Below are 21,856 nucleotides of genomic sequence, written 5' to 3'. Positions count from 1 at the left end.
GCCGGGAGGAACGGCATGTACACGCATACGCTCAACTTCGGGTTTGACGAAGACATCGAGGCGCTGCGCGACCTGGTGCGGCGCTTCGCCCAGGAGAAAATCGCGCCAATCGCCGCCGAGATCGACCGCACGAACGAATTCCCGGCGCATTTGTGGGTGGAGCTCGGCGGGCTCGGCCTGCTCGGCATCACCGCCGATCCTGATTTCGGCGGCAGCGGCATGGGCTATCTCGCTCATGTTGTGGCGATGGAGGAGATTTCGCGCGCCTCGGCCTCGGTCGGCCTCTCCTACGGCGCCCATTCCAACCTCTGCGTCAACCAGATCAATCGCTGGGCGACGCAGGCGCAGAAGGAAAAATATCTGCCTTCGCTCTGCAGCGGCGAAAAGGTCGGCGCACTGGCGATGTCGGAATCGGGTGCCGGTTCCGATGTGGTGTCGCTGCGCCTGCGCGCCGAAAAGCGCAACGACCGCTATGTGCTCAACGGCACCAAAATGTGGATCACCAACGGACCGGATGCCGAGACGCTGGTCGTCTACGCCAAGACCGATCCGGAACTCAATTCGCGCGGCATCACCGCCTTCATCGTCGAAAAAGCCTTTGCCGGTTTTTCCGTGGCGCAAAAGCTCGACAAGCTCGGCATGCGCGGCTCGAACACCGGCGAGCTGGTGTTTGAGAATGTCGAAGTGCCGTTCGACAATGTGCTGCACGAGGAAGGGCGCGGTGTCGAGGTGCTGATGTCGGGCCTCGACTACGAACGCGCCGTGCTGGCCGGCGGGCCGATCGGGCTGATGGCTGCGTGCCTCGATGTAGCGATACCTTACGTGCACGAGCGCAAGCAGTTCGGCCAGCCAATCGGCGAATTCCAGCTCGTGCAAGGCAAGCTCGCCGACATGTATGCGACGATGAACGCGGCGCGCGCCTACGTCTATGCCGTGGCCGCCGCCTGCGATCGCGGTGAGACGGCCCGCAAGGATGCTGCCGCCTGTATTCTCTTCGCCGCCGAAAAGGCGACGCTGATGGCGCTCGAGGCCATCCAGCTTTTGGGCGGCAATGGCTACATCAACGACTACCCGACCGGCCGGCTGCTGCGCGACGCCAAGCTCTACGAGATCGGCGCCGGCACCAGCGAAATCCGCCGTTGGCTGATCGGGCGGGAAATCATGGCGGAGAGCGCCTAATGGCATCCTTTTGAACTTTTGCCAGAAGCCATGCGATGTGGCATATTTCGGACTATGTGCCACAATCCTAGCGAGACGAACCATGGCGGGCAGAACGGGAAAGTCCGGATTTGACGAAGATCAGCAAGCACAGCTCGATGCCAGCGCTCGCAAAACGCCGCTTAGGGTTCCGGCGAAACGCGAGCGTGTCAAGCTTGGCGAGGGCGGGCGCTTCGTCATCCCTGCTGCGATGCGCGAGGAGATGGGCGTGAAGCCTGGCGAGGAGATGATCCTGCATGTCGAAAACGGCGAGCTGCGGGTAAGATCGTGGCTGCAGAATCTGCGACGCGTCCAGGCCGAATTGTCGGCGCTGAAACAGCCCGGTGAAAGCGTCGTCGACGAATTTCTGAAGGAGCGGCGGGAAGAGCAGCGTCGAAGCGACAAGCGTCTCGACCGGCTTCACGCCGAAGGGACGACAGGAAAGCGGGCGAAATGAAGCCCTACGTCATGGACAGTTCGGCGGCACTCGCAATCCTGCTCAACGAGCAAGGCACCGATAGTGCTTTGGGGTTCGCGCCGGATGCACAATGCAGTTCGGTCAATGCAGCCGAAATCATTGCCAAGCTGATCGACAAGGGACGCAGCATGGAACAGGCCGCGGACGACCTCGCCAGTCTCGGCATGCCGATCGCCGTTTTCGACGAAGCGATGGGCATCGCCGCCGGGCAGCTTCGCCAACTGACGCGGCATCGCGGCCTGTCGTTGGGCGATCGGGCCTGCCTCGCGCTGGCAATTCGCGAGAACGCCATTGCCGTCACCGCTGATCGCGATTGGAGCGACCTCGATGTCGGCTGCAAGATCGAGCTGATCCGGTAGCGCCATGGCCCCCCTCACCTCGCAGATCTCGCCCGCCTCCGACACCTTCCGCGCCAATGCCGAGCGCATGCGGGCGCTGGTCGCCAATATTGCGGAAAAAGCCGCCGTCATCGAGCGCGGTGGCTCGGAAGAGGCGCGAGAGCGCCACGTCTCCCGCGGCAAGCTCCTGCCACGGCAACGTCTCGCCCAATTGCTTGATACCGGCTCGCCCTTCCTCGAAATCGGCCAGTTCGCGGCATGGTCGATGTATGGCGAGGACATCCCGTCGGCCGGCCTCATCGCCGGCATCGGGCGCGTCGAAGGCACCGAAGTGATGGTCGTCGTCAACGACGCCACGGTGAAGGGCGGCACCTATTATCCGCTGACAGTGAAGAAGCATCTGCGTGCACAGGAAATCGCGCTGCAGAACAATCTGCCTTGCGTCTATCTGGTCGACAGCGGCGGCGCCAATCTGCCCAATCAGGACGAGGTGTTTCCCGACCGCGATCATTTCGGCCGCATCTTCTATAACCAGGCCAACATGTCGGCCGCCGGCATTCCGCAGATCGCCTGCGTCATGGGGTCGTGCACTGCCGGCGGCGCCTATGTGCCTGCGATGTCGGACGAGACAATCATGGTGCGCAACCAGGGAACCATCTTTCTCGGCGGCCCGCCGCTGGTGAAGGCGGCCACCGGCGAGGACGTCACCGCCGAGGACCTCGGTGGCGCCGACGTGCACACAAGGCTTTCCGGCGTTGCCGACCACTATGCGCTCGACGACGAGCATGCGCTGGCCATATGCCGGCGTATCGTCAAAAACCTGAATCGGAACAAGACTGTAAGCCTTGCCTTACAGAAATCGATTCCGCCGCTTCACGATCCACATGAACTCTACGGCATCGTGCCGACGGATCTGCGCCAGCCCTACGACGTACGCGAGGTAATCGCCCGCACCGTCGACGGCTCCGAATTCGATGAGTTCAAGCAGAATTATGGCACCACGCTGGTCACCGGTTTTGCCCATCTCAGCGGCATGCCGGTCGGCATCATCGCCAACAATGGCGTGCTGTTTTCGGAAAGCGCGCTGAAGGGCGCGCATTTCATCGAGCTGTGCTGCCAGCGCAAGATCCCGCTGATTTTCCTGCAGAACATCACCGGCTTCATGGTCGGGCGGAAATACGAGGCCGGCGGCATCGCCAAGGACGGCGCCAAGCTGGTCATGGCGGTCGCAACGGCCAAGGTGCCGAAGATGACCGTGATCATCGGCGGCTCTTTCGGCGCCGGCAATTACGGTATGTGCGGACGCGCCTATTCGCCACGCTTCCTGTGGATGTGGCCGAATGCCCGCATCTCGGTGATGGGCGGCGAGCAGGCGGCAACGGTGCTGGCCGTGGTCAAGCGCGAAGGCATCGAGCGCAAGGGTGGCAAATGGAGCGCCGAGGAGGAGGCGAAATTCAAGAAGCCGATCCTTATGAAATACGAGCATGAAGGCCACCCGCTCTATTCGTCGGCAAGGCTCTGGGACGACGGCATCATCGACCCGGCCAAGACCCGCGAGGTGCTGGCGCTCAGCCTTTCGGCCGCGCTCAACGCCGAGATCGAAGAGACAAGGTTCGGCGTGTTCAGGATGTGAGATGAGCGAAATCGGCCAGAGGATTCGTATTCAAACCGGCGACATCACGAAGCTGGCGGTCGATGCCGTCGTCAACGCCGCCAACACCTCTCTTCTCGGAGGCGGCGGCGTCGACGGCGCTATCCACCGCGCGGCCGGCCCCGAGCTTGTGGCAGAATGCCGGACCTTGCATGGCTGCAAGGTCGGAGACGCAAAAATCACCAAGGGCTACAGACTGCCCGCGCGCTACGTCATTCATACGGTCGGGCCGGTCTGGCAAGGTGGCAGCAAAGGAGAAGCCGAACTGCTCGCCTCCTGCTATCGCCGGTCGCTCGAAATCGCCGCCGCAAAGGACTGCCGGACGGTGGCGTTTCCAGCGATCTCGACCGGGGCCTACCGCTACCCGAAGGATCAGGCGACGCAAATTGCTGTCGGGACCGTGAGCGCCTTCATCGGCCAGAACATCGTTCCGGAAACCGTCATTTTCTGCTGCTTCGACGAGCCGACGGCCGAATTGTATCAACGGGTCGTTGCCGCACTCGGCAAAGCGTGATCCACAGCCATGAGAAATCTGCAGACCCATTTTCAGTCATCCGACTGGCCATACAGAAAAATTGCGGCTATTGCTGTTTTTCAACGTCAATGGGGCTTGGGCGAAGGTGAAACAGCAACTTTTCCAGAAAACTACTGCCGCAATACTTTCGGGGTTACTTATATTAGCTGCACCAGGCACTGGCGCGGCGGGATCGATGGCCGGAAGCGAAGGCGACAAGCGCTTTTCACCACTTCTGCCTGGCAGCGCCAAGGACGAGTGCACCAAGGCCTACAAGGCCTATGTCGCTGCAAGCGGCCATTCGGCATACGCCACGACGTCTTTCGTGCGGGTCAGGGACGGTTACGTCCTGTGTGGCGCCCACTACAACGCCTCGTCGCAAAAGGCGGCAGAGGCCATGGCGATGAAATCCTGCCAGAGCGCACGGGCGTACTACAAGGTGGCGGCCAGCGGCAACTGTCAGATCGCGGCTTCGAAGTAGACGGGCAAACGCCGATCCGGGATTACCCGCGCCAAATCCGGGAGGCCCGATGTTCGCCAAGATCCTGATCGCCAACCGTGGCGAGATCGCCTGCCGGGTGATCCGCACGGCACGCAGGATGGGTGTGCGCAGCGTCGCCGTCTATTCCGATGCCGACGCTCACGCCTTGCATGTCGAAATGGCTGACGAAGCGGTGCATATCGGCGCCTCTCCCGCCAGCGAAAGCTATCTGCGCGGCGACAGGATCATTGCAGCGGCCTTGACTACAGGTGCCGAGGCCATCCATCCGGGCTACGGCTTTCTTTCGGAAAACCCCGATTTCGTCGACCAGGTCGCGGCCGCTGGGCTGATCTTCATCGGGCCGTCGGCGGCCTCGATCCGTGCCATGGGACTGAAGGACGCGGCCAAGCGGCTGATGGAAAAGGCCGGCGTGCCTGTCGTTCCGGGCTACCATGGCGAAGCGCAGGAGATCGTGTTGCTCGCCTCCAAGGCGCGCGAGATAGGCTACCCCGTACTGATCAAGGCGCGCGCCGGCGGCGGCGGCAAGGGCATGCGGCGCGTCGAGCATCCCGATGATTTTTCGGAAGCACTGTCGGGCGCGCGGCGCGAGGCGAAAGCCGCGTTCGGTGACGACCGCGTCTTGGTGGAAAAATATGTCGACAAGCCGCGCCACATCGAAGTGCAGGTGTTTGGTGACAATTTCGGCAACGCCGTACATCTTCACGAACGTGACTGCTCGGCACAGCGCCGCCATCAGAAGGTGATCGAGGAGGCGCCTGCCCCCGGCATGACGCCGGCACTGCGCAAGGCGATGACCGAGGCGGCGGTGAAAGCCGCCAAGGCAATCCACTATTCCGGCGCCGGTACCATCGAGTTCATCGTCGATGCCTCGCAAGGTCTGAAGGCCGACCGTTTCTGGTTCATGGAAATGAACACCCGCCTTCAGGTCGAGCACCCCGTCACCGAAATGGTCACCGGCATCGACTTGGTCGAGTGGCAGTTGCGGGTAGCCTCCGGCGAAAAACTGCCGAAGACGCAGAGCGAGATCGCGCTCTCCGGCCACGCCTTCGAGGCGCGCATCTATGCCGAGGACGCGGCAAGAGGGTTTTTACCGGCGACCGGCACCTTGCACCATTTGAAATTTCCGCAGCCAGCACCGGAAGGTGCGACCATGCGCATCGAAACCGGCGTGCGCGCCGGCGATGCGATTTCGCCGTTTTACGACCCGATGATCGCCAAGCTGATCGTCCATGGCAAGGACAGACGGGCGGCGCTCACGGCACTTGGCGAGGCGCTGTCGCAGACCGAAATCGCCGGCTCGACCGTCAACACTGGCTTTCTTGCCGCGCTGGCCGCTGATGCAGCTTTTGCGGCGGGCGATGTCGATACCGGCCTGATCTCCAGGCATCAGCAGGCGTTGACTGCGGTTGCGCCGCCGAGCGGTGAGACGATTGCCGCCGCGGCACTTGCCGCGTCCGGTGCGCGCGACTTGCCGTCCTCGGACGATCCCTGGTTGTCGCTGGCCGGCTATGCGCATTTCCACGCTGTAGTGCGGCGCATGCTGCTGAAGTTTGGCGAGCAGGAGATCGTCGCGCGCGTGTCGGTGCGGCCGGACAGACGGTTCGAGGTGGCGCTGGAAGCGCCCTATGACAGCGTCAATTCGCATGATCTCCGTACCGCCCCTCGCCTCGCCCGCTGGCCGGGCCACGTCACCGTCTTCGAGGGCGCTATCGGCTACGATTTTGCCGTGCCGGACCCGCTGGCGCGAGCCGACGAAGCCGCCGCTTCCGGCAGCCTGCGCGCGCCGATGCCGGGCCTGGTCAAATTGGTGCGTACGGCAAAAGGCGAGGCCGTGGTCAAGGGCCAGCCGCTGCTGATACTGGAGGCGATGAAGATGGAGCACACCATTGCCGCGCCCCATGACGGGCTTATCGCCGAGATCGCCGCCGAAGGCGCGCAGGTCACAGACGGAACCGTGCTGGTTCGCTTTGCCGAGGAACCACAGCTGACCGCACTTTCCTTATCCACGAAGTGACCCCGAGCGCGTCACAAAAGGCACCGCAAAGATGAAAATGGCCAGGTTCGACCCGGCCATTTTCAATTACAACATAGTTCCATCAGGGCTGGATCGGCGCGTACTTGCCGTCATGCCACTGGTTGATGTCGTAGCTGGCGTTCTTGAGGTCGCCCTTCTCGTCGAAGGTGACCGGCCCGACAACCGTGCTGATCGGCTGGCCGTTCTTCAACGCCTCGGCGACCTTGGCCGGGTCGTCGCTGCCGGCGCGCTTGATGCCCTCGGCGAATGCCTGGATCACGGCATAGGAAAACAGCGTGAAGCCCTCCGGCACGAAGCCGCCGGCCTTGATCTTGGCGATGGCTTCCTTGGCTTCGGGCTTCGACTGCGGATCAGATGGGAAGACGAACATGGTGCCTTCGCCGGCCGGACCGGCAACCTGCCAGAATTCCGGCGAAGCGATCGAGTCCGGCATGATCAACTGGAACTTGAGATTCTGCTCCGCCGACTGACGCAGGATCAGGCCGGCTTCGGGGTGATAGCCGCCGAAATAGACCACATCAGCCTTCAACTCCTTGAGCTTGGTAACGAGCGCGGAATAGTCCTTCTCGCCGGCGTTGATGCCCTCGTAGAGGATTTCATTGAGACCGTTCTGGTTCATCGTTGCCTTCACGGCATCGGCCACGCCCTGCCCATAGGCGCTCTTGTCGTGCAGGATGACGACTTTCTTGCCGGCATATTTCTTGGCGATCCAGGGACCAATAAAAGCGCCCTGCGCATCGTCGCGCGTATAGAGGCGCATGATCGTCGGCCAGCCGGCCTTCGCCGCTGCGTCGGTCAACACCGGGTTTGAGGAAGCCGGACTCATCATCAGCGCACCGGCTTCTGCGTAGACAGCGGAGGCCGGGATGCTGGAGCCCGAGCAGGCGTGGCCATCGACGAACTTGACACCATTGGCGATGATGCGGTTGGCGACCGAAACCGCCTGCTTCGGATCGCACTGATCATCCTCGATGTCGAGCTTGATCTGGCGACCGTCGACGCCGCCAGCCGCGTTGATCGCGTCGGCGGCGGCTTGCGCGCCTTGCTTGAACTGATCGCCGATGGTGGCAAGCTGCCCGGTCATCGGTCCGACCACCGAAAAGGTGATGTCGTCGGCGAAGGCGAGCGGCGCGGTCATCATCAGGCCAAATATGGCTGCGCTCAAAATACTGAATTTCTTCATGGTAACATAACTCCTCCACTCTCGCGCAGCCGCCCGGCCGCGCCTCTTCCAGAGTGGCGGGAGAATTTCATCCTTCGCCGGAGCTGTCTAGACGCATCGTCGGCGCTCGATTGGGCCTGTAACATGCGGTCCCAAAGACAAAGCCGCGCCAGCCCTGTTCCGGCCGGTCGCGGCTTTTGCCATTGAGCTTGCCGGCGCATCCGCGCCGGAACCCGCTGGCCTTCCCTGTCTGTTGCACGGCTCGGCCTGATCAGCCTGCCGTGTTCTTGGTTTTGACTTGGTCGGCCATCTTGCGCGGCCTCTTTTTTTCGGGGCCAGCCGTCTGCGCGGCCTTGACCCGAAGCGTCCCTGTCAGTGAACTCAGTGCCGGCGAATTCAGTGCATCGTCATCCATTCGCGGGCTTCGCGCAGCGCCCTGGCGATCTCGACTTTCGACATGGCGGCCGACAATTCAGAACGCAGTTCCGCGGCGCGGGCCGAACCCTTGATCGCGGCGATGTTGAACCATTTGTGGGCGGCGACGACATCGGTCTCGCAATCGCGGCCGGTCGCATACATCATGCCCAACTCGAAAAGGATATCGGCCTGGGCAGTTGCCCCCATGGCGCCGAAGCCGGCTTCAAGCATTTCAAAACGTGCCATTTCAAATCCCCTGTTCTGGCTCCCGAGAGCTGTCTCCGTCTGTCCTTCGGTGTCCTTGATTACCTTCGGGGGCGGCCGCTCTTTCGATGCTTTCGAGAATGCCGCGGAGGCTTGAATCCGTCGTTAAATGGCGTGCTTAATTTGAGGAAAACAAAGCTAAAACAAGAGGTAAACGCGAAAATTCGTTAAGGATACAAAGCCAGCAACTGCGCCAGTTTGCACAAAATTTGAAGAAAACTTGCGAGGCGCGGATCAAGACTCCGCTAACCACAGAAGACAAAGACGTGTGCGGCCCGTTTCATTTTTCGCCGGCGCGCCCGTTCGGGAGCGGGCAAAAACCCGCAACCCTTCCGTCGCGGCACCGCTTTTGTTTTTCCGGGAGCTGGACTAGCTTACCTTTGCGTAAGGGGCAGACAGCCGGGACGGAGCCCGATTGGACTTGCCTGAGGGAGGAAAGACATGTTTCGACACGTGAGCCTGGCCCTCGCGGCCGCAATAATGATGACCGGCGCGGCATGGGCCGATCCGATCGAAGGCAATTGGAAAACGCAAGCCGGAGCGACTGCCGCCATTTCGGGTGGCGGCGGGGCATTTTCGATTACGCTCAAATCCGGCAAATTTGCCGGCAAGAACATCGGTTCACTGAAGGTGGCCGGCGACAACAAATATGCCGGCACCATAACCGACCCCGAAACCGACAAGACCTATTCGGGCAAGGCTTCGCTTTCCGGCAGTTCGCTCAAGATGAGCGGCTGCGTGTTCGGCGGGCTGATCTGCAAGAGCCAGACCTGGCACAAGCTCTGATCGTGCCATTCCTGCCGGGGTGCGCGGGGCCAGTCGGCCCCGTTTTCATATATCGGTCTCGCAGCCGCGGCTCGCCATAGGTCACTGCTTTCAAGGCGGCCCGCCCAGAGATCATCAACCATTTTGAACCTCAGATGAACGCCGGCATCAGAGCCGGTTCAGCCTGGGCAAGGCATTGTCATGCGTGTTGAAGGAGACACCGCCCGATGCTTGCCCGCCGCTTCACCATCGTCTGCCTGCTGATGAGCCTGTTCGGTATGTTGTTCGCCGTCCTTGTCGCCGAAGCCGGCCGGCCGGCCCGCGCCTGGGACGTGGCCATTTCCTGCCGGCTCGGTTGCCGGAACTAGCTTCGCCACTGAACCCGACAGCGAGATATTGAAACCCACGCCATGACCCGCCTCACCGCCAATGTCGTCAAGATCCTTCGGCTGCTGCCGCGGACGGCACTCATCCTGACGCTTCTGGCGGCCCCGGTCCTGGCCGTGTCGACGATGCGCGCCGATGCCGGTTCGACCATCGAGGCGCCCGCGCTGAGAAAGGCCGGCGTCGGCTTTGTGCTGCTGGTCAGCTTGCGGCGAGGCTAGGCCGCCGGAAAGAAAACCGCCGACAGGGCGTTTTGAGACCGCCTTACCCCCTCCCAACTGCGCGCCCAACTCTCTATATTGGGTCATGGAAAAGCGAATCTATCCTCAAGCCATTGAATCGGTCGTCACGCCGGAGCCGTTCGGCCGACAGAGCTTCAACGATGCCAAGAAGGCGGTCGCGGCCCTGCAGGTGCTTTACGACCGCAACACCAAGTTCCTGCGCGATTCATTTGCCGCGCTCGCCGCGGGCGGCGACAACAACAAACGCTACCGGGCCTTCTATCCGGAGATCGGCGTCACCACGAGTTCGTTCACCCAGATCGACTCGAGGCAGGCCTATGGTCACATGCCGACGCCGGGGCATTTCTCAACCACAATCACCCAGCCTGGTCTTTTCGAGAGCTATCTAACCGAACAGCTTCGGCTGATCATGCGCAACCACGGCGTTCCGGTCACGGTTTCAGAATCGACCACTCCCATCCCCCTGCATTTCGCCTTTCTCGAAGGCACGCATGTCGACGGCGCCGCTGCGGAACGCATCAAACGGCCGATCCGTGACCTGTTCGACGTGCCGGATCTCGACGGCACCGACGACCAGATCGCCAACGGTACCTTTGAAGTGGGATTGGGCGAGGCACGGCCGCTGGCGCCGTTCACGGCACAACGGATCGACTATTCGCTGCATCGGATGTCGCACTATACGGCGACCAGTCCCCAGCATTTCCAGAACTTCGTGCTGTTCACCAACTACCAGTTCTACATCGACGAATTCGTCGCCCGTGCACGCGAATTGATGGCCAATGGCGGTGACGGATATGTAGAGTTCGTCGAGCCGGGCAATATCGTGACCAAAGTGGGCGACAGCGCGCCTGGTGAGGGTGCTGCGCCCCCTCGCCTGCCGCAGATGCCGGCCTATCATCTGAAGAAGCCGAATCATGGCGGCATCACCATGGTCAATATCGGCGTTGGCCCTTCCAACGCCAAGACCATCACCGACCATATTGCGGTGCTCCGGCCGCATGCCTGGGTGATGCTCGGCCATTGCGCCGGCCTGCGCAACACGCAGGCGCTGGGCGATTATGTGCTGGCACACGCCTACGTTCGGGAAGACCATGTCCTCGACGACGATCTTCCGGTCTGGGTGCCGATCCCGCCGCTGGCTGAAATCCAAGTGGCGCTGCAGGAAGCGGTCGCCGAGGTCACCGGGCTTTCCGGCTACGACCTCAAGCGCATCATGCGCACCGGCACCGTCGCCACTATCGACAACCGCAACTGGGAGCTGCGCGACCAGCGCGGGCCGGTGCAGCGGCTGTCGCAGTCGCGGGCGATCGCGCTCGATATGGAATCGGCAACGATCGCCGCCAACGGCTTCCGCTTCCGGGTTCCCTATGGCACGCTGCTTTGCGTATCCGACAAGCCGCTGCATGGCGAATTGAAGCTGCCCGGCATGGCGACCGAGTTCTACAAGCGGCAAGTGGCGCAGCACCTGACCATCGGCATCAGGGCGATGGAGAAGCTGGCTGAAATGCCGATGGAGCGACTGCATTCGCGCAAGCTCAGGAGCTTTTCGGAAACGGCCTTCCAGTAAATGCCGAATCGCATGTGTCGGTCCGGGTCAGGACATTTCGTCATCTTGATTGAGCCGCACTTCTGCCGATAGACAAAGCGATGGCACGTATTCGGGACATGACGGTTGCGCTGGCATTCGTCGCAATGCTTGCACTCTCGGCCGCGCTGGTGGCCGGGTTTTTCGGATCGCTGCATCCGGCCCTCGATTCCTTTGCTCATTTCCGCGTCCATTTTTCGGTGCTGATGGCGCTTTGCGCTCTGCCCCTGCTCGCCACCTCGTTTCGCCTGCAGGCCGCGGCCGCCTTGCTGTTTGCGATAGCCTCCTTTGCCACCACGTCGAATGCCTTGCCGCTTTCGCGGCTATGGCAGGTGCAGGCCGCCTACGAAGCCAAACCCGGTGACGAGCCAGTCTACCGCCTGTTGCAGATGAACCTCAGGTTCAACAATCCAACACCCGAGAAGGTGCTGTCGCTGATCGGCCGGACCCAGCCCGATGTGATCACCCTCGACGAGGTGTCCGAGATGTGGAAAGCAAAGCTTGGGCTGCTGTCCGGCGCTTATCCCTACCGGATCCTCTGCCCGTATCCCAATGGCGTGTTCGGCGTTGCGTTGCTGTCCAGACGACCGTTTGCCACAGGCACGGCGCCGCACTGCGACAGCCGCGGCGCGATGGCGATCGCCACGGTCGATTTTGGCGGAACCGACGTCGATGTCGGCGCCATCCACCTCACCTGGCCATGGCCGCACAACCAATCACGGCAGATTGGAGGGTTGTCTGACGAAATCGCCTCGCTTGGCGAGACGTCGATACTGGCGGGCGACTGCAACGCAGCGCCATGGAGCGCCGCTGTCCGGCGCGTCGCATCGCTTGGCAAGCTGACTGTAATGCCGTCGGTCGGGCCGACCTGGCTCTACAGAAAGCTGCCGGATTTCCTGCGCTTCGCCGGACTGCCGATCGACCAGGTTTTCAGCAAGGGCGCCATCGTTATCCGTTCGGCGTCGACCCTTGAGGACACCGGCTCAGACCATCTGCCGGTGCTGGTGGAGTTTTCGCTACGGTCGCTCGACGAGCACCAGACGGCGACCGCGCTTGCAGCGCTGCCTGGCGGGACGCGAAGCTGAAAATCCGCAGTCCAGTCTCGACCTGGCTTATTACTGGCCCACAAAAGCGCGGATGAGGTGCTCGACAGGGCCGCCGTCGCGATGCTCGTGCGCATCGAAGGCGATCTGCTTTGCCTCGTATTCGGCATAGATGGCATTGATCCGGCGCTTTGCCTCGCGACGTGCCTCGAAACAGTGCGGGTCATCAGCGACTGTCAGCCCTCGAACCGACTTTTCGGTGGCCCGCATCATCTGTCTGGCGATGCGGCCATGGGTCTCTTCATGGGCGCGGACGCCAGCGAAGAACCGCTTCCAGCGCTTCTGCAGCGCAGGCGATGGGGCTGAGACCAGTTTGGGATAGGTATAGAAGAGATTGAGCGTCCCGTTGGCCTGGCGCAGGCGGCAGACGCCGTTTTCCTGATGGGCGTCGAAGGTCCAATCACCGACGCTGTAGCCGGTTTGCGCGATGGCGTGGGTCATGAAGCCGTGCTTCGGCCCACTGCGATCCATGGCCTCGATCAGGGCCGCGCCGGTGGTTCCGGCAATGTTGTAAGTTCGTGTCTTGACCAGCACCTTAGTGCCGGCCAAGGCTGCAGGGGCGCACAATGCCCCGATCGCCACAACGCTCGTCAGAACTGCCAGGCGCATTTTTCCTTCCTCCCTGTCGCCGCAGAAAGGAAACACAGGCAGGCGGTTTATTCAACAATCCTACGGTTGCGCTGCTCCTCATCTTGTTTAGTCCGGAACAAACCTTGTGACTTACATGTTCTGGTAGACCGGGCCCTCGCCGCCCTGTGGCGGCACCCAATTTATGTTCTGGTTCGGGTCCTTGATATCGCAAGTCTTGCAGTGCACGCAGTTCTGCGCGTTGATGACGAAGCGCACATCCTCTGCCGCAGGATCGGCGGCGGCATTGCCGTCCTTGTCGACCCATTCGTAGACGCTGGCCGGGCAGTAACGCGTCGAGGGCCCGGCATAGACGTCATGCTCGGAGCGCTTTTGCAGGTCCATGTCGGCGACGAGCAGATGCACCGGCTCGTTCTCCTCGTGGTTGGTGTTGGACAGGAACACCGACGACAGCCGGTCGAAGGTCAGCACCCCGTCCGGCTTCGGGTAGGCGATCTTCTGGTGCGCGGCGGCCGGTTCCAGCGTGGCGTAGTCGGCCTTGCCGTGCTTCATCGTGCCGAAGGCCGAGAAGCCGAACAGCGTGTTCAGCCACATGTCGAGCCCCCCAAGGCCGACGCCGACAATGGTGCCGAAGCGTGACCATAGCGGCTTGACGTTGCGCACTTTCTTCAGGTCCTTGCCGATATCGGTGGCGCGCCAGGTGGCCTCATAGGAGGCCAGCTCGTCATTGGCGCGGCCGGCGGCTATCGCATCACAGACATGCTCGGCCGCCAGCATTCCGGAGAGCACGGCATTGTGCGAGCCCTTGATGCGCGGCACGTTGACGAAGCCGGCCGCGCAGCCGATCAGGGCACCGCCGGGGAAGGACAGTTTCGGCACCGACTGCCAGCCGCCTTCGGTGATGGCGCGGGCACCATAGCCCAGCCGCTTGGCACCCTCGAAGGTACCGCGGATCGCCGGATGGGTCTTGAAGCGCTGGAACTCGTCAAAGGGCGACAGATAGGGGTTCTTGTAGTTCAGGTGAACGACGAAGCCGACTGCCACCTGGTTGTCCTCGAGATGGTAGAGGAAGGAGCCGCCGCCGGTCTTCATATCGAGCGGCCAGCCGAAGGAATGCTGCACAAGGCCCGGCCGGTGGTTTTCCGGTTTGACCTGCCAGAGTTCCTTGAGGCCGATGCCGTATTTTCCTGGCTCGCGGCCGTCGGAAAGGTGGTATTTGGCGATCAGCTGCTTGGCGAGCGAGCCACGCGCGCCCTCGCCGATCAAGACATATTTGCCCATCAGCGCCATGCCCGGCGCAAAGCCCGGACCGTGCGTGCCGTCCTTCTCGACGCCCATGTCGCCGGTGACGACGCCGGTGACCGCACCGGCCTCGTTGTAGAGCAGGCCGACCGCCGCAAAGCCCGGATAGATCTCGACGCCCAGCGCCTCGGCCTTGGTCGCCAGCCAGCGGCAGACATTGCCGAGCGAGACGATATAGTTGCCGTGATTGTTCATCAGCGGCGGCATCAGGATATTGGGCAGACGGAACGAACCGGCGGGGCCGAGAACCAGGAAATGGTCGTCGGTGACCGGTGTCCTGAAGGGATGACCCTCCTCTTCGCGCCAGCCGGGCAGCAACCGGTCGATGCCGATCGGATCGACGACGGCGCCGGACAGGATATGCGCGCCGACTTCGCCGCCCTTTTCCAGCACGACGACGGAAAGCTCGGGATTGACCTGCTTGAGACGGATCGCGGCGGCGAGGCCGGCCGGGCCGGCGCCGACAATGACCACGTCGAATTCCATGCTTTCGCGTTCGATATCGCTCATCGACCCCTCACTGGCTCGCTATTCCCGGCATCTTGCTGGCTCACGCGCTGCATAGCGCATCAAATAGCGACGGGAAACCGGCGCGGACGTGACAATACCGATTTCGTCAAAAAGTCGCGTCCTGCCACACAGATTCGCGGTGGCGAGCATCAATCTTCAATCCTATTCCGTTTGCACAGATATGTCGCACTGATGTTTTTAATTGTTCGACGGCTTGCTTATCGGCCATACTTCCCGCCATGCGCATATTCAGGCCGGCTGGCTTTTCATCGACGCGCTTTTTTTTCACGCCCGGCCGGATTTGCCGTGCGGCGCTGTTGGCGCTGCTGCCGCTGACGACCCTCGATGCCCATGCCGAGCAGCAACTGGTCTGGGCGACCGGCGCCTATTCCTTTTCCGACGAGCGCGGCGGCTTCCACATCACCGGGGCTTCCGGCATCGGCACGAAGGAGGATCCGCTGGTCATCACCGAAGAGCTGAATTCAGCGACGCCGGTAACGCTGGCCATTCGCACGACAAAGCCAATCCAGCCGTTCGGCAAGGCGGGAGACTTCGCCAATGGTCTGATGTATATGCGCATCGACGTTCTCAACAATAGCGGCCAGGCCTGGGTCGAGTTCCAGTTCGAACTCCAGGAGATCCTCGACCAGCCGAGCGTGTTCGGCGACGGCCTGTCGTTTGACCAGCGCAACAAAAAGCCTGAAAATATCTGGTCGAGCAGCTACGCCGATTTCGACCGCAATTTCGAACCGTATGACCGCCTGCTGTTCAAGAACGGCAAGATCGACCCGCTGAAGACCGCCAGCTTCTATTTCCTGATCACCGACTACACGCCGCGCTGGACGTTCTATCTGGTGCAGGATCCGCGCATACCGTCGAGCTGAACTTGCAAATTCAAGCTTCGCGGCCGAATGTGAGAGTATGACTGCCGCCCCCCACAATAGCCGAGCCGATCTCGCCGAGCTGCTGGCCTTCTACGCCAGCGCCGGCGTCGACGAGGCACTTGAAGAACAGCCGGTAAACAGGTTTGCAGAAGCCAGGCCACCGGAGCGGGTGCCTGCGGCGGCCGCTGTGCCGCCCAGTGAAAATGCGGCGCCACAACGCTCGACGAGCGTATCGCGCGCCGAAATGGGCGAGAGACCGAGTACAGCACCGGCAGTGCGAGCGTTCCCGGCCATGTCAACGGTGCCCGACGAGGCGCAAGCGGCATTGGCGCGGCAACTGGCGAGATCGGCGGTAAGCCTCGACGAGCTTCGCCAGCACATGGCGGCATTCGACGGCTGCAATCTCAAATTCACCGCCAAGAACCTTGTGTTCGCCGACGGCAATCCGACTGCCGAGGTGATGCTGGTCGGCGAAGCGCCGGGTCGCGATGAGGACATAGAGGGCTTGCCGTTCGTTGGCCGCTCCGGCCGGCTGCTCGACCGCATGCTGGCCGCGATCGGTCTTGACCGGACGTCCGTCTACATCGCCAATGTCATTCCCTGGCGGCCGCCGGGCAACCGCACGCCGACCCCGCACGAGACCGAGATCTGCCGGCCGTTCATCGAGCGGCAGATCGAGTTGGTCAATCCGAAGGTGCTGGTCAATCTCGGCGGCCCGTCGGCAAAGACCCTGCTCAACACCTCTGAAGGCATATTGCGGCTGCGCGGCAACTGGCGCGTCCACACGACCCCGTCCGGCGTCGCCATTCCTGCCATGCCGACCCTGCATCCGGCCTATTTGCTGAGAACGCCGGCGCACAAGAAGCTGGCGTGGCGGGATTTCCTCGAAGTGAAGGCGAAGTTGCGGGCACTTGGGTAATGGTGCAGAGCGCGTCTTCAGTTCTCCCCTTGCGAGGAAGGAAGGGCGGCATCATGACTTCGCAGGTAATTGAAATGCGCCCACTGCCGGCCTAGTCATCTCGTTATGACAGCAGCCCAGATTTCCGCCGGCAGTCTCATTCGCGAATGGCGTACACGCCGGCGCATGAGCCAGCTCGACCTCGCTATGGAGGCCGAGATCTCGCAGCGGCATCTGAGTTTCGTTGAAAGCGGCCGCGCCGCACCCTCGCGTGACATGGTGCTGCATCTGGCGGAGCAGCTTTCGATCCCGCTCAGGCAGCGCAACCAGCTGCTGCTGGCCGCCGGCTTTGCCCCGAGCTTCGGCGAACGACCACTTGACGATGCCTCGATGGCACCGGCGATGGCGGCGGTCGAGACCGTGCTCAAGGCGCACGAGCCGTTCCCGGCGCTTACCGTCGACCGGCATTGGAACCTGGTGTCGGCGAACGCCGCCATCGGCCCGTTCCTCGCCAATGTCGCCGATGCCTCCCTGCTGAAGCCGCCGGTTAACGTTTTGCGCCTCAGCCTGCATCCCGGCGGCATCGCGCCGCGTATCGTCAACCTAGCGGAATGGCGAACGCATCTTCTGGAGCGGCTGAAGCGGCAGAACGACGCTACCGCCGATCCGGTTCTTGTCGAGCTCGAGCGCGAGCTTCGGGCCTATCCGTCCGGCCTTAGAGGCAGCCGGCCGGCGCCGGTCGAACCGAACGCGATTGTCCATCCGCTCAAGCTTGCCCATGGCGACGCGGTGCTGTCGTTCATCAGCACCATCACCGTGTTCGGCACGCCGCTCGACGTGACGCTGTCGGAGCTGGCGATCGAATCTTTTTTCCCTGCTGACGAGCAGACGCGGGCGGTGCTGGTGCGGCTGGCGAAAGAGCGGACTGACGCAGCGGAGCCGTGATCACCCTTCCGGCGCGACGGCCTTGCGGGTGCGGGTGCGTTCGAGACCCAGCTGGCGCTCGCGCCAGATGATGAAAATCCCCGCCGCAACCACGATCATGCCGCCGACCAGCATGTTAATCGTAGCGACGTCGCCAAAGACCAGATACCCGACGACGACGCCGAGGATCATCGAAGTGTATTCGAAGGGTGCCACGACGGAAGCCTCGGCATGGCGATAGGCCGAGGTCATCAGGATCTGGCCAAGCCCGCCGCAAAAACCCGCGGCAATCAGAAGCCCCGCCTGTGCCGTCGTCAGCGCCTGCCAGCCGAATGGCAGCGAAAGCAGCGCCATGACGCTCGCGGTTACCGAAAACCACAGCACGATGGTCGCCGTCCGCTCGCTCTGGACGAGGTTACGAACCAGGAGCATGGCGATGGCCGAGATCGCCGCGGCTATGAGGGCGGCGATGACGCCGAGCACCTCCTGATCGCCGAGGGCAGCGCCCGAACTGAGCAGCGTCAGTTCCGGCCATGAGATGATCAGCACCCCGACCAGGCCGACGGCAACCGCACTCCAGCGATATATGCGGATGGCTTCGCCGAGGAAGATCGAACTGAACACCACGACCAGCAGCGGCTGCGCGTAGTTCAGCGTGATCGCCTCCGGCAGCGGCAGCCGCGTCAGCGCGAAGAAGCCGAGCCCCATGGCACAGACACCGACGACGCCGCGCGCAATGTGGTTGAGAGGGCGCTTTGTCGAAAAGGCGGTTCCGAGTTTTCCCTGGAAGGCGAGAAAGGCGATGATCGGAAAAATGGCAAAGAAGGAGCGGAAGAAGACGATCTGGCCCGCCGGCACGGTGCCTGCCGCCTTGATGCAGGACGACATGCCGACGAAGACCGCCACCGATACGATCTTGAGCAATATCCCGGTCAGCGTGCTGTGCTCGCCGGCAAGGTCGCCGGCTGCAAGCACTGGCAAATCCGGTCTGGCTGTCACGCCCCTTTTGCTTCCTCGATCGCCCAGATGCGCGCCGGCGTTGCCGGCATGTCGATAGGCCTGATGCCGTCGGCGCGGTAGAACGCGTCGGCCACCGCATCGAGCGCGGCAGGCGTCGATCCGATCGTAACCGCCCCGGCGCCTTTGATGAAGGCCCGATCCTCGCGACGCAACACAGAGGCGCCCATCCCGAATTTCGGCGTGACGATGGTCATGGAAGCCTCGCGATGATGCTTGGGAAATGATCGCCTGAAATAGACGTCGCTGCAGTTTTGTCGAGGGAGTGTTTCGTGTAAAGAGCGCAGACTTCAAATTATTTGGACCAGCGGACCCGCCCGCCGCTCTCGGATCGACAGGAAAAATCAAGGAATGCGCACAGATACCGGCCAGGTCTTCAAACTCGAAGACTATCGCCCTAGTGATTATCTGATTCCGGAAACCAGCCTGACTTTCCGCCTTTCGCCTGAAGCAACGCATGTCACCGCCGTGCTGACGGTCGAACGTCGCGACGAGATTGCCGCGTCGGTGCCACTGGTGCTGGATGGCGACGGGCTGACGCTCCGCAGTATCGCCATCGACGGCCAGGAACCGAGCATTGAGGATTTTCTCGTCACGCCCGATCAACTGACAATAATCAGCCCCCCTGCCACAAGGCGCTTCCAGCTGAGAATTGAAACCGTGTTGGCGCCGGCGCAGAACGAAGCGCTGATGGGCCTCTATCGCTCCAGCGACGTCTATTGCACGCAATGCGAGGCCGAAGGCTTTCGCCGCATCACTTATTTCCTGGACCGTCCCGATATCCTGTCGGTCTATACGGTGCGTATCGAAGCTGAGCGCAATGAGGCGCCGCTGCTTTTGTCCAACGGCAACCCGGCCGGCAGCGGCGAGCTTGCCGGCGGCTGGCACTATGCGGTCTGGCACGACCCCTTCCCCAAGCCGTCCTATTTGTTTGCGCTGGTGGCCGGCGACCTCGGCAAGATCTCGGACAGTTTCGTTACCCTGTCTGGCCGCAAAGTCGAGCTCGCAATCTATGTCGAACCGGGCAAAGAGAGGCTCGCCGGCTACGCCATGGACGCTTTGAAACGGTCGATGAAATGGGACGAGGAGGCATTCGGCCGCGAATACGACCTCGATGTCTTCAACATCGTCGCCGTGTCCGACTTCAATATGGGCGCGATGGAGAACAAGGGTCTCAACATCTTCAACGACAAATATGTGCTAGCCGACCAGGAAACCGCGACCGACGCCGATTTCGCCAATATCGAAGCCATCATTGCGCATGAGTATTTCCACAATTGGACAGGTAACAGAATTACTTGCCGCGACTGGTTCCAGCTTTGCCTGAAGGAAGGCCTGACCGTTTTCCGCGACCACGAATTCTCCGCCGATCAGCGCTCGCGCGCCGTCAAGCGCATCGCCGAGGTGCGTACACTGCGCGCCCATCAGTTTCCCGAGGACCAAGGGCCGCTGGCGCATCCGGTGCGGCCGCGCCGCTATCGCGAGATCAACAATTTCTATACGGCGACGGTCTATGAAAAGGGCTCGGAAGTCGTGCGCATGATCCACACTATCCTCGGCGCAGAGACGTTCCGCGCCGGCATGGACCTCTACTTCGAACGTCACGACGGCCAGGCGGCGACGATCGAAGACTTCATCAAGGTGTTCGAAGACGTTTCCGGTCGCGACCTGTCGCAGTTTTCGCTCTGGTATCATCAGGCCGGTACGCCGAACCTGACCGTCAGTTCGGCGTATAATCCTGCGGCGCAGGAATTCACGCTCGAAATCGAGCAGTCGGTGCCGCCAACGCCGTCGGAAAGCCGCAAACGGCTGATGCACATTCCGCTTGCCTTCGGCCTGGTCGGCGCCGGCGGAGAGGCGACAGCCTATAGCGGCGTGGAAGGGGCGAATGTCGAGGACGGCGTCATCCATATCCGCAAACGCCGCCATGTCGTCAGGTTTTCCGGGATTGCCGAGCGGCCGGCCATGTCGCTCAACCGCGGCTTTTCGGCGCCGGTGACGCTTTCGGTCGAGCAGCGGCCCGACGACCAGTTTTTTCTGGCTGGCCACGACAGCGACGCCTTCTCGCGCTGGCAGGCGTTCAACACGCTTTTGACCGATGCGCTGATTGCAGCTTTCCGCCAGATCCTGGACCACACGCAACCCGAGTTTAGCGCCCGGCTGACCGGGCTTACCGGCAAAATAGCCGGCGACGAGGCGCTCGAACCCGCCTATCGGGCACTGGCGCTGGCGCTGCCCGGCGACGCCGATATCGCCCGCGACATCGGCAAGAACATCGACCCCGACGCCATTTTCGCGGCGCGCGCGGCGCTGGCAGTTACGATCGCCGAGGCCAACCGCGAGATATTCTCCAACTTCTACGATCGGCTCGCCGACAATGGTCCGTTCAGCCCGGACGCGGCCAGTGCCGGGCGGCGGGCGCTGCGCAATGTCCTGCTGGACTATCTCTCCTTGCTACCGGGAGGTGCGGAACTCGCTGCCCGGCACTTCCAATCGGCGACCAACATGACGGATCGTGCCGCGGCGTTGACCGTGCTTGCGCACCGTCACCACGGCTCACCTGAGGCAACCAAGGCACTGGCCGATTTCGAGGCGAAATATGCAACCGATCCGCTGGTCATGGACAAATGGTTCCAGATCCAGGCCAGCGTGCCCGGTCCGCAAACCGTCGACGCAGTGCGCGCCTTGACCAGCCACCCAGCGTTCTCGATGGTCAACCCGAACCGGGTACGCTCGCTCATCGGTACGTTTTCCAGCGCCAACCAGACCGGCTTTCATCGCGCCGACGGCGAGGGCTACCGGCTTTTCGTCGAAACGGTGCTGCAGGTCGAAAAACGCAACCCGCAGGTGGCCGCCAGGCTGGCGACGGCGCTCAGGTCGTGGCGCTCGCTCGAACCCGTGCGGCAGGCCAAGGCAAGGGAGGCGTTGCTTTCAATCGCCAATACCGAGAAGCTGTCGGCCGATTTGCGAGACATCGTCGAGCGCACCCTGGCGTAAGCGACCTCCCCTTCTCCCCTTGTCGTGGGAGAAGGGAAGACCATCCGAAAACCCATTATTTTAGTCGATTTTTAATCTTTTTTCGCCGCGCCTCTGGAC

Annotated in this window: 22 protein-coding genes; 16 read left to right on the top strand and 6 right to left on the bottom strand. The window is 62.2% G+C overall.

The features are described 5' to 3' along the window. Positions 1 to 15 precede the first annotated feature (15 nt). The 7 genes from NKI79_RS26415 (at position 16) to NKI79_RS26385 (ending at position 6,694) form a co-directional block, all read left to right on the top strand. On the top strand, positions 16 to 1,179 hold the full coding sequence (locus tag NKI79_RS26415) for an isovaleryl-CoA dehydrogenase (protein ID WP_352480313.1): 1,164 nt from the start codon (positions 16 to 18) through the stop codon (positions 1,177 to 1,179). 82 nt (positions 1,180 to 1,261) lie between these two features. Next, positions 1,262 to 1,654, top strand: a complete 393-nt coding sequence (locus NKI79_RS26410; protein ID WP_352805710.1) for an AbrB/MazE/SpoVT family DNA-binding domain-containing protein — start codon at positions 1,262 to 1,264, stop codon at positions 1,652 to 1,654. Continuing rightward, positions 1,651 to 2,034, top strand: coding sequence for a type II toxin-antitoxin system VapC family toxin (locus NKI79_RS26405; RefSeq protein ID WP_352480311.1), 384 nt, complete (start codon positions 1,651 to 1,653; stop codon positions 2,032 to 2,034). The genes NKI79_RS26410 and NKI79_RS26405 overlap by 4 nt, the downstream gene beginning before the upstream one ends. A 4-nt stretch (positions 2,035 to 2,038) precedes the next feature. Next, positions 2,039 to 3,646: a carboxyl transferase domain-containing protein gene (locus tag NKI79_RS26400; protein ID WP_352805707.1), complete on the top strand. Its 1,608-nt coding sequence runs from the start codon at positions 2,039 to 2,041 to the stop codon at positions 3,644 to 3,646. Between the two features lies 1 nt (position 3,647). After that, positions 3,648 to 4,178, top strand: coding sequence for an O-acetyl-ADP-ribose deacetylase (locus tag NKI79_RS26395; RefSeq protein ID WP_352805705.1), 531 nt, complete (start codon positions 3,648 to 3,650; stop codon positions 4,176 to 4,178). A 196-nt stretch (positions 4,179 to 4,374) separates the two neighbouring features. Next, positions 4,375 to 4,659: a hypothetical protein gene (locus NKI79_RS26390; protein ID WP_352507508.1), complete on the top strand. Its 285-nt coding sequence runs from the start codon at positions 4,375 to 4,377 to the stop codon at positions 4,657 to 4,659. A gap of 49 nt (positions 4,660 to 4,708) precedes the next feature. Beyond that, positions 4,709 to 6,694 carry an acetyl/propionyl/methylcrotonyl-CoA carboxylase subunit alpha gene (locus tag NKI79_RS26385; RefSeq protein ID WP_352805701.1) on the top strand — a complete coding sequence of 662 codons (1,986 nt, stop codon included), beginning with the start codon at positions 4,709 to 4,711 and terminating at the stop codon, positions 6,692 to 6,694. An 82-nt stretch (positions 6,695 to 6,776) separates the two neighbouring features. Here NKI79_RS26385 and NKI79_RS26380 read toward each other — a convergent pair whose 3' ends face one another. Together NKI79_RS26380 and NKI79_RS26375 are read right to left on the bottom strand one after the other, a co-directional pair. Continuing rightward, positions 6,777 to 7,898 (bottom strand): branched-chain amino acid ABC transporter substrate-binding protein, encoded by a 1,122-nt coding sequence (locus NKI79_RS26380; RefSeq protein ID WP_352805699.1) that lies wholly within the window; start codon positions 7,896 to 7,898, stop codon positions 6,777 to 6,779. A gap of 375 nt (positions 7,899 to 8,273) precedes the next feature. Then, the gene (locus NKI79_RS26375) at positions 8,274 to 8,540 is read right to left on the bottom strand and encodes an SEL1-like repeat protein (RefSeq protein ID WP_115145099.1); all 267 of its coding nucleotides are present in this window, start codon (positions 8,538 to 8,540) and stop codon (positions 8,274 to 8,276) included. Between the two features lie 459 nt (positions 8,541 to 8,999). Here NKI79_RS26375 and NKI79_RS26370 point away from each other — a divergent pair, with 459 nt between their 5' ends. The 5 genes from NKI79_RS26370 to NKI79_RS26350 all read left to right on the top strand — a co-directional run bounded on the left by NKI79_RS26370 (position 9,000) and on the right by NKI79_RS26350 (position 12,619). Continuing rightward, a complete protein-coding gene (locus NKI79_RS26370) occupies positions 9,000 to 9,344 on the top strand; it encodes a DUF2147 domain-containing protein (protein WP_352647268.1) in 345 nt (114 codons plus the stop codon). A gap of 206 nt (positions 9,345 to 9,550) precedes the next feature. Further along, positions 9,551 to 9,691, top strand: a complete 141-nt coding sequence (locus tag NKI79_RS26365; protein ID WP_352805696.1) for a hypothetical protein — start codon at positions 9,551 to 9,553, stop codon at positions 9,689 to 9,691. A 42-nt stretch (positions 9,692 to 9,733) separates the two neighbouring features. After that, entirely contained in the window at positions 9,734 to 9,928 is a 195-nt protein-coding gene (locus NKI79_RS26360) for a hypothetical protein (protein ID WP_352805694.1), read from the top strand. Between the two features lie 85 nt (positions 9,929 to 10,013). Next, on the top strand, positions 10,014 to 11,516 hold the full coding sequence (locus tag NKI79_RS26355) for an AMP nucleosidase (RefSeq protein WP_352805691.1): 1,503 nt from the start codon (positions 10,014 to 10,016) through the stop codon (positions 11,514 to 11,516). A gap of 80 nt (positions 11,517 to 11,596) precedes the next feature. Further along, entirely contained in the window at positions 11,597 to 12,619 is a 1,023-nt protein-coding gene (locus tag NKI79_RS26350; protein ID WP_352480301.1) for an endonuclease/exonuclease/phosphatase family protein, read from the top strand. Between the two features lie 30 nt (positions 12,620 to 12,649). Here the strand turns inward: NKI79_RS26350 and NKI79_RS26345 are convergent, their stop codons facing one another. After that, positions 12,650 to 13,246 carry a DUF922 domain-containing protein gene (locus NKI79_RS26345; RefSeq protein WP_352480300.1) on the bottom strand — a complete coding sequence of 199 codons (597 nt, stop codon included), beginning with the start codon at positions 13,244 to 13,246 and terminating at the stop codon, positions 12,650 to 12,652. A 111-nt stretch (positions 13,247 to 13,357) separates the two neighbouring features. After that, positions 13,358 to 15,037: an electron transfer flavoprotein-ubiquinone oxidoreductase gene (locus NKI79_RS26340; RefSeq protein ID WP_352805688.1), complete on the bottom strand. Its 1,680-nt coding sequence runs from the start codon at positions 15,035 to 15,037 to the stop codon at positions 13,358 to 13,360. Between the two features lie 239 nt (positions 15,038 to 15,276). Here NKI79_RS26340 and NKI79_RS26335 point away from each other — a divergent pair, with 239 nt between their 5' ends. The 3 genes from NKI79_RS26335 to NKI79_RS26325 all read left to right on the top strand — a co-directional run bounded on the left by NKI79_RS26335 (position 15,277) and on the right by NKI79_RS26325 (position 17,764). Further along, positions 15,277 to 15,921 carry a hypothetical protein gene (locus NKI79_RS26335; protein WP_352805686.1) on the top strand — a complete coding sequence of 215 codons (645 nt, stop codon included), beginning with the start codon at positions 15,277 to 15,279 and terminating at the stop codon, positions 15,919 to 15,921. 37 nt (positions 15,922 to 15,958) lie between these two features. Further along, on the top strand, positions 15,959 to 16,840 hold the full coding sequence (locus NKI79_RS26330; protein ID WP_352805683.1) for a uracil-DNA glycosylase: 882 nt from the start codon (positions 15,959 to 15,961) through the stop codon (positions 16,838 to 16,840). Positions 16,841 to 16,945: 105 nt separating this feature from the next. Beyond that, on the top strand, positions 16,946 to 17,764 hold the full coding sequence (locus NKI79_RS26325; RefSeq protein ID WP_352706080.1) for a helix-turn-helix domain-containing protein: 819 nt from the start codon (positions 16,946 to 16,948) through the stop codon (positions 17,762 to 17,764). Here the strand turns inward: NKI79_RS26325 and NKI79_RS26320 are convergent, their stop codons facing one another. Continuing rightward, positions 17,765 to 18,742, bottom strand: a complete 978-nt coding sequence (locus NKI79_RS26320; protein ID WP_502895546.1) for a DMT family transporter — start codon at positions 18,740 to 18,742, stop codon at positions 17,765 to 17,767. It lies immediately after the preceding gene. Continuing rightward, complete coding sequence (locus tag NKI79_RS26315; RefSeq protein ID WP_352805723.1) at positions 18,739 to 18,957, bottom strand: hypothetical protein; 219 nt, start codon at positions 18,955 to 18,957, stop codon at positions 18,739 to 18,741. Before NKI79_RS26315 ends, NKI79_RS26320 begins: the two co-directional genes overlap by 4 nt. Before the next feature lie 154 nt (positions 18,958 to 19,111). On the opposite strand from NKI79_RS26315, the gene pepN reads away from it, so the two are divergent. Then, the gene (gene pepN / locus NKI79_RS26310) at positions 19,112 to 21,757 is read left to right on the top strand and encodes an aminopeptidase N (protein WP_352805680.1); all 2,646 of its coding nucleotides are present in this window, start codon (positions 19,112 to 19,114) and stop codon (positions 21,755 to 21,757) included. Positions 21,758 to 21,856 lie beyond the last annotated feature (99 nt).

Source organism: Mesorhizobium sp. M0340 (genome assembly GCF_040321535.1).
GTDB lineage: Bacteria > Pseudomonadota > Alphaproteobacteria > Rhizobiales > Rhizobiaceae > Mesorhizobium.
Note: the sequence above shows the minus strand (reverse complement) of the source record. Positions and strands in the feature narration are given on the sequence as shown.

Coding starts and splice junctions, on each gene's coding strand:
- NKI79_RS26415 (WP_352480313.1), top strand. CDS start 16: ATGTACACGCATACGCTCAACTTCGGGTTTGACGAAGACATCGAGGCG.
- NKI79_RS26410 (WP_352805710.1), top strand. CDS start 1,262: ATGGCGGGCAGAACGGGAAAGTCCGGATTTGACGAAGATCAGCAAGCA.
- NKI79_RS26405 (WP_352480311.1), top strand. CDS start 1,651: ATGAAGCCCTACGTCATGGACAGTTCGGCGGCACTCGCAATCCTGCTC.
- NKI79_RS26400 (WP_352805707.1), top strand. CDS start 2,039: ATGGCCCCCCTCACCTCGCAGATCTCGCCCGCCTCCGACACCTTCCGC.
- NKI79_RS26395 (WP_352805705.1), top strand. CDS start 3,648: ATGAGCGAAATCGGCCAGAGGATTCGTATTCAAACCGGCGACATCACG.
- NKI79_RS26390 (WP_352507508.1), top strand. CDS start 4,375: ATGGCCGGAAGCGAAGGCGACAAGCGCTTTTCACCACTTCTGCCTGGC.
- NKI79_RS26385 (WP_352805701.1), top strand. CDS start 4,709: ATGTTCGCCAAGATCCTGATCGCCAACCGTGGCGAGATCGCCTGCCGG.
- NKI79_RS26380 (WP_352805699.1), bottom strand. CDS start 7,898: ATGAAGAAATTCAGTATTTTGAGCGCAGCCATATTTGGCCTGATGATG.
- NKI79_RS26375 (WP_115145099.1), bottom strand. CDS start 8,540: ATGGCACGTTTTGAAATGCTTGAAGCCGGCTTCGGCGCCATGGGGGCA.
- NKI79_RS26370 (WP_352647268.1), top strand. CDS start 9,000: ATGTTTCGACACGTGAGCCTGGCCCTCGCGGCCGCAATAATGATGACC.
- NKI79_RS26365 (WP_352805696.1), top strand. CDS start 9,551: ATGCTTGCCCGCCGCTTCACCATCGTCTGCCTGCTGATGAGCCTGTTC.
- NKI79_RS26360 (WP_352805694.1), top strand. CDS start 9,734: ATGACCCGCCTCACCGCCAATGTCGTCAAGATCCTTCGGCTGCTGCCG.
- NKI79_RS26355 (WP_352805691.1), top strand. CDS start 10,014: ATGGAAAAGCGAATCTATCCTCAAGCCATTGAATCGGTCGTCACGCCG.
- NKI79_RS26350 (WP_352480301.1), top strand. CDS start 11,597: ATGGCACGTATTCGGGACATGACGGTTGCGCTGGCATTCGTCGCAATG.
- NKI79_RS26345 (WP_352480300.1), bottom strand. CDS start 13,246: ATGCGCCTGGCAGTTCTGACGAGCGTTGTGGCGATCGGGGCATTGTGC.
- NKI79_RS26340 (WP_352805688.1), bottom strand. CDS start 15,037: ATGAGCGATATCGAACGCGAAAGCATGGAATTCGACGTGGTCATTGTC.
- NKI79_RS26335 (WP_352805686.1), top strand. CDS start 15,277: ATGCGCATATTCAGGCCGGCTGGCTTTTCATCGACGCGCTTTTTTTTC.
- NKI79_RS26330 (WP_352805683.1), top strand. CDS start 15,959: ATGACTGCCGCCCCCCACAATAGCCGAGCCGATCTCGCCGAGCTGCTG.
- NKI79_RS26325 (WP_352706080.1), top strand. CDS start 16,946: ATGACAGCAGCCCAGATTTCCGCCGGCAGTCTCATTCGCGAATGGCGT.
- NKI79_RS26315 (WP_352805723.1), bottom strand. CDS start 18,957: ATGACCATCGTCACGCCGAAATTCGGGATGGGCGCCTCTGTGTTGCGT.
- pepN (WP_352805680.1), top strand. CDS start 19,112: ATGCGCACAGATACCGGCCAGGTCTTCAAACTCGAAGACTATCGCCCT.